Source organism: Pengzhenrongella sp., assembly GCF_036565025.1.
Classification (GTDB): Bacteria; Actinomycetota; Actinomycetes; order Actinomycetales; family Cellulomonadaceae; genus Pengzhenrongella.
This window is the reverse complement of the sequence record NZ_DATCNW010000208.1, coordinates 1-4,084: the sequence shown is the minus strand read 5'-3', so window position 1 is coordinate 4,084 and position 4,084 is coordinate 1. Positions and strand designations below refer to the sequence as shown.

Sequence of the window (4,084 nt, the reverse complement as noted above, 5' to 3'; positions counted from 1 at the left end):
CATGGTCATGCTCGCCGAAGGCGTCGAAGACGCCCAGGTCCTGGACAGCCTCACCGCATGGCGCTGCGACCTCGCACAGGGCTACCACATCGCCCGCCCGATGGCCCCGGAGCTGTTCGAACCGTGGCTCGCCGCCCGCGGCGCAGCGCGCACCGACCTAGCCGACCACCCGGTCTGAGGCGCGCCCGCAACCCCCCGTCCGCTCGCCGAGAAGTCAAAATCCGCCCATCCGGATCGAATCCGATGGGCGGAAATCGACGTCTCGGCGGCAGATGGCGGCCGGATCAGCGGTTGGCATTCGACGGAAGTCGGCGAAGGTAACTGCTTCACTGGAGGCAGCGGGTGTCAGTTGTTCGACGAACCGCCCCAGGAAACCCTGGGTCAACGTTGGCTCGACCGGTGAAAGCGGGCGCACCTGTGGACGACCACGCCGCCGGGCGCTCCATGCAGATCGTGCCGTGGTCGGACGGCGACCTCGACCTGCTCCGCGCGATCAACACCCCGGAGATGACCGAACATCTCGGCGGCCCGGAGTCCGAGGCGCAGACCGTGATCCGGCACGACCGCTATCTGACGCTGAATGCGAACGACACCGGCAAGATGTTCCGGATCGTGCTGCTTCCCGAGCGGGTCCCGGTGGGGGCGATCGGCTACTGGGAGCGGGACTGGAACGGGGACACCGTCTATGAAGCCGGCTGGAGCGTCCTGACGTCGCACCAGGGACGCGGACTCGCGTCGACCGCCGTCGGCGCCGTGATCGAGGCCGCGCGCGCCCAGCGCAGGCGCGCGCACCTGCACGCCTTCCCGTCCGTCGACAATCCGGCGTCCAACGCCATCTGCCGCAAGGTCGGGTTCGACCTCGTCGGCGAGTGCGAGTTCGAGAACCCCCCGGGCACCCTGATGCGCTGCAACGACTGGCGGGTCGCCCTCACATAGCGGTCCGCGCCGCCTCGTCAGTCCGGCGGCGGGAGGGTGACGCCGAAGCCGGCGACGGCCAGGCGCAGCACGACCTGGCCGGGCCGGAGCAGGTCCGCGATCTTCGCGGCGCTGAGCACCTCGAGCTCGGCGAGCCGGACGGCGTACTGCGCCGGCCCCGCGATCCGCGCATTGTGCAGCTCGAGCGTGTTGTGCCAGACCTTCTGGCGCGCCTCGCGCAGGAACCGTTTGGAGCCCTGGTGGTTCAGCGGGGTCAGGACCCGGTCGAGCAGGGTCCGGTGGCCGGCCAGCTCGTCGTCCTCGGCCGCGACCCGGGACGCCAGGATGCGGTCGATGTGTTCGTGGTCGCGGCGGCGCCGGTCGAGCAGGGCGGCGTCGGCGAAGTCGTCCTCGCTGATGACCGCGAGCAGGGCCTGGGGCAGGTCGTAGTTCACGTGGGCGTTGATGCCGAGCAGGACATGCCGCAGCGGTGGCAGGGCGGGCGGCGCCGCGAACGCCAGCCGCCACGGGCGGGGGGCCCGTCCGCCGCCCGCCAGCTCGGTGTCCAGCGCCGCGAGGTACAGATCGGCGAACGCGACATCCCAGCGCTCCACCCAGTCCGGGTCCTCGAAGACTCCGCCCGCGACCGCTCGGCCCACCGCCAGGGTCGTGCGCTGGTAGGTCGTCAGGAACACGCGCTGGTGCGCGAGCCGGGGCGGGAGCCGGTCCAGGCGCTCGCGCATGCCCGCGACGACGGCCGCGATCGGCTCGGGCTGGCCGGCTGCGTGTTCGTTGAGGATCGCCATGATCGTTCCTTGCCTCGCGTGCGTGCCGGGCCGGACACAGCGATTCTCGTCCGCCCCGGAGTGCGCCGCCATCGGCCGTGACCGGGCGAGCGGTGGCCGGCGGGCCTATCGTCGGTAGGTATGGCGAGCACCGTGCGCGTGACTGCTCGGGACGACCGCGTCCTGGCCTACGTCCGGGGGTTGTCCCTGGTGATCATTCCGTTCCTGCTGGCCGCGTTCGTCGTGCTGTACGTCTTCCCCAGCGACACGACGCGGCTGTTCGCGTGGACCATCACCTCGACGATGACGTCGATGGTGCTTGCGTCGGCCTACCTCGGCGGCGCCTACTTCTTCGTCCGAGTGCTGCGCGAGCCGCGCTGGAACGCGGTGCGGACGGGGCTCTTGTCGGTCTCCCTCTTTGCGGGCCTGCTCGCCGTCGCGACGATCGTGCACTGGGACAAGTTCAACCACCGGGCCGTGGCGTTCTGGCTGTGGGCCGGCCTGTACCTCACGACGCCGTTCCTGGTCCTCGGTGGCTGGCTCGCCAACCGGCGGTTCGCCGCGCCGCCCGGACTCGACGAGCGCCGCCTCGGCGTGGCCGCGCGATGGTGCATCGGCGCGGTCGGGCTGCTCGCGCTCGTCCAGGGCATCGTCATGTTCCTCGTGCCGGCCCAGGTCATCGCGATCTGGCCATGGGCACTGACGCCGCTGACGTGCCGCGTGGTCGGCGCGGTGTTCTGTCTCGGCAGCGCGGGCATCGGGGTGCTCGTCGATCCTCGGTGGTCGTCGGTCCGCTTGATGTTCCAGGTGGAGGGGCTGATGGTCGCGCTCATGCTCGTCGCAGGGGTGCGGGCTCGGGCCGAGTTCGATACCGGTCGATTCCTGACCTGGCTGATGCTCGGCGGGTTCGTCGCCGTGCTGCTGGGATCGGCGAGGCTCTGGTACCTGATGGAGATCCGGCACCGGCAAGCGGGGGTCGGCGCGGACTAGCGCGGCAGGTCCGCATGCGCTGCGCTGTGGGCGGCGAGCCACGGTTCGAACAGCTCCGGGGCCATCGGGCGGGCGATGTGGTAGCCCTGTGCGAGGTCGCAGCGCCATGCGGTGAGGCTGTCCAGGACCTGGGCGTCTTCGACGCCTTCGGCGAGCATGACCATGCCGAGGTCGTGGGCGAGCCGGACGGTGCTGCGCACGATCGCGGCGGCGCGGCGGTCCGTGCTCAGGTGGGTGACGAAGCTGCGGTCGAGCTTGAGCTCGTCCACCGGCAGCTCGTGCAGGTAGGACAGGGAGCTGTACCCGGTCCCGTAGTCGTCCACCGCGAGGCGCACGCCCAAGGCGCGCAGGTCGGTCAGCACGAGCTGGGAGCGGGCGGCGTCGGCCATCAGCACGTTCTCGGTGATCTCCAGCACGAGCGCCCGGGCCGGCACGTCGTGGGCATCGAGCAGCGCGCGCACCTGGGCGGGCAGGGCCGTGTCCTGCAGGTCGGACACCGACAGGTTGACCGCGACGTGCAGGTCGTGGCCCGCCTCGCGCCAGGACCTGACCGCCCGCAGCGACTGCCCGAGCACCTCGCGCGCGATGTCGCGCATCAGCCCGGCCTGCTCGGCGAGCGGCAGGAACCCGTCGGGGTAGAGCAGGCCGCGCGTCGGGTGCTGCCAGCGGACCAGTGCCTCGGCCCCGACGACGCGGCCGGTGGCCAGCTCGAGCTTCGGCTGGAAGTGCACGACGAGCTGGCCGGTGACCAGTGCGGTGCGCAGCTCTTCGAGGGTCTGCCGGCGGTTGCGGGCGTCGCCCGCCTCGCCCGGCTCGTAGATGGCGCACCCGATGCCCGCGCGCTTGGCCTTGTACATCGCCAGGTCGGCGCGCTGCAGCAGGAGCGCGGGAGTCGAACCGTGTGTCGGCGCGAGAGATATCCCGATGCTCGCCTCGATGTGCATCGGCATTCCGTCGAGCACGAAGGTGTCGCGCAGCACCGCGTTCATCTCCCGCGCGACGCGGGTCGCGGTGGGGCCGTCGGCGCCGCGCAGCAGCACGGCGAACTCGTCACCGCCCATCCGCGAGAGCCGCGCCTCCTCGTCCAGGACCCGGGAGAGCCGTGCGCCGACCATGCGTAGCAGCCGGTCACCGACCGGATGGCCGAAGCTGTCGTTGATCTCCTTGAACCGGTCGAGGTCGATGAGCAGCAGGGCGTAGCTCGGGCCGATGCTCTCCGCCTCGGCGAGCTCCTCGAGGAGCGCGCGCCGGTTCGGCAGGTTGGTCAGGTCGTCGGTGCGGGCCTGGCGGCGTGCCTCGCCGAGGCTGCGGACCTCCCGCAGGGTGAGCGTGGTGCGCGCGAGCGCGAGGCAGATGGTGGCCCCGGCCAGCCACACGACGAGGCGGTCGCCAGG

The 4,084-nt window shown here is 71.5% G+C and carries 4 protein-coding genes; 2 read left to right on the top strand and 2 right to left on the bottom strand.

All coding sequences use genetic code 11. The features are described from left to right. The first annotated feature begins 417 nt into the window (after positions 1 to 417). Positions 418 to 936, top strand: a complete 519-nt coding sequence (locus VIM26_RS12035) for a GNAT family N-acetyltransferase (protein ID WP_331951462.1) — start codon at positions 418 to 420, stop codon at positions 934 to 936. 17 nt (positions 937 to 953) lie between these two features. Here VIM26_RS12035 and VIM26_RS12030 read toward each other — a convergent pair whose 3' ends face one another. Then, the gene (locus VIM26_RS12030; protein WP_331951460.1) at positions 954 to 1,721 is read right to left on the bottom strand and encodes a DUF5995 family protein; all 768 of its coding nucleotides are present in this window, start codon (positions 1,719 to 1,721) and stop codon (positions 954 to 956) included. Between the two features lie 120 nt (positions 1,722 to 1,841). On the opposite strand from VIM26_RS12030, the gene VIM26_RS12025 reads away from it, so the two are divergent. Continuing rightward, positions 1,842 to 2,690 carry a hypothetical protein gene (locus VIM26_RS12025; protein WP_331951458.1) on the top strand — a complete coding sequence of 283 codons (849 nt, stop codon included), beginning with the start codon at positions 1,842 to 1,844 and terminating at the stop codon, positions 2,688 to 2,690. Here the strand turns inward: VIM26_RS12025 and VIM26_RS12020 are convergent. Continuing rightward, positions 2,687 to 4,084, bottom strand: a 1,398-nt coding sequence (locus VIM26_RS12020; RefSeq protein ID WP_331951456.1) for a bifunctional diguanylate cyclase/phosphodiesterase, incomplete at its 5' end; no start/stop codon positions are given. The genes VIM26_RS12025 and VIM26_RS12020 overlap by 4 nt on opposite strands.